Source organism: Janthinobacterium paucivorans (assembly GCF_051380805.1).
Taxonomy (GTDB): Bacteria; Pseudomonadota; Gammaproteobacteria; order Burkholderiales; family Burkholderiaceae_D; genus Janthinobacterium; species Janthinobacterium lividum_D.
On record NZ_JBNYXR010000037.1, the window covers coordinates 1 to 1457 of the forward strand.

A 1457-nucleotide genomic window follows, 5' to 3' on the forward strand; every position below is an offset into this window, starting at 1 on the left:
GAAGTGGTTCCAAGAAAAGCCTCTAAGCTTCAGTCATACGAGACCGTACCGCAAACCGACACAGGTGGGCGAGATGAGTATTCTAAGGCGCTTGAGAGAACTCGGGAGAAGGAACTCGGCAAATTGGTACCGTAACTTCGGGAAAAGGTACGCCCCGGTAGCTTGATTGGTTTACTCCATGAGGGTGAAAGGGTTGCAATAAACTGGTGGCTGCGACTGTTTAATAAAAACACAGCACTCTGCAAACACGAAAGTGGACGTATAGGGTGTGACGCCTGCCCGGTGCTGGAAGATTAAATGATGGGGTGCAAGCTCTTGATTGAAGTCCCAGTAAACGGCGGCCGTAACTATAACGGTCCTAAGGTAGCGAAATTCCTTGTCGGGTAAGTTCCGACCTGCACGAATGGCGTAACGATGGCCACACTGTCTCCTCCCGAGACTCAGCGAAGTTGAAATGTTTGTGATGATGCAATCTACCCGCGGCTAGACGGAAAGACCCCATGAACCTTTACTGTAGCTTTGCATTGGACTTTGAACCAATCTGTGTAGGATAGGTGGGAGGCTTTGAAGCGGGGACGCTAGTTCTCGTGGAGCCAACCTTGAAATACCACCCTGGTTTGTTTGAGGTTCTAACCTTGGTCCGTTATCCGGATCGGGGACAGTGCATGGTAGGCAGTTTGACTGGGGCGGTCTCCTCCTAAAGTGTAACGGAGGAGTTCGAAGGTACGCTAGATACGGTCGGACATCGTGTTGATAGTGCAATGGCATAAGCGTGCTTAACTGCGAGACTGACAAGTCGAGCAGGTACGAAAGTAGGACATAGTGATCCGGTGGTTCTGTATGGAAGGGCCATCGCTCAACGGATAAAAGGTACTCTGGGGATAACAGGCTGATTCCTCCCAAGAGTTCATATCGACGGGGGAGTTTGGCACCTCGATGTCGGCTCATCACATCCTGGGGCTGTAGCCGGTCCCAAGGGTATGGCTGTTCGCCATTTAAAGTGGTACGTGAGCTGGGTTTAAAACGTCGTGAGACAGTTTGGTCCCTATCTGCCGTGGGCGTTGGAAATTTGAAGGGGGCTGCTCCTAGTACGAGAGGACCGGAGTGGACGAACCTCTGGTGTACCGGTTGTCACGCCAGTGGCATTGCCGGGTAGCTAAGTTCGGAAGAGATAACCGCTGAAAGCATCTAAGCGGGAAACTTGCCTTGAGATGAGATTTCCCAGAGCCTTGAGCTCTTTGAAGGGTCGTTCGAGACCAGGACGTTGATAGGCTGGGTGTGGAAGTGCAGTAATGCATTAAGCTAACCAGTACTAATTGCCCGTACGGCTTGTCCCTATAACCTTAGCAGGTACAGAGGATAAGACGGTACAACGTTGTGAGTTTGTTGATACCATTCATTACCCAAAAATCTTTGCTTCTTCCAGATTCAGGCCTTGTTGCTCTACCGAGAACAAG

1 rRNA gene is annotated in these 1457 nt (G+C 50.7%); it reads left to right on the forward strand.

The features are described from left to right. A 23S ribosomal RNA gene (locus tag ACQ4V8_RS21815) occupies nucleotides 1-1337 on the forward strand; the annotation flags it as partial. Nucleotides 1338-1457 lie beyond the last annotated feature (120 nt).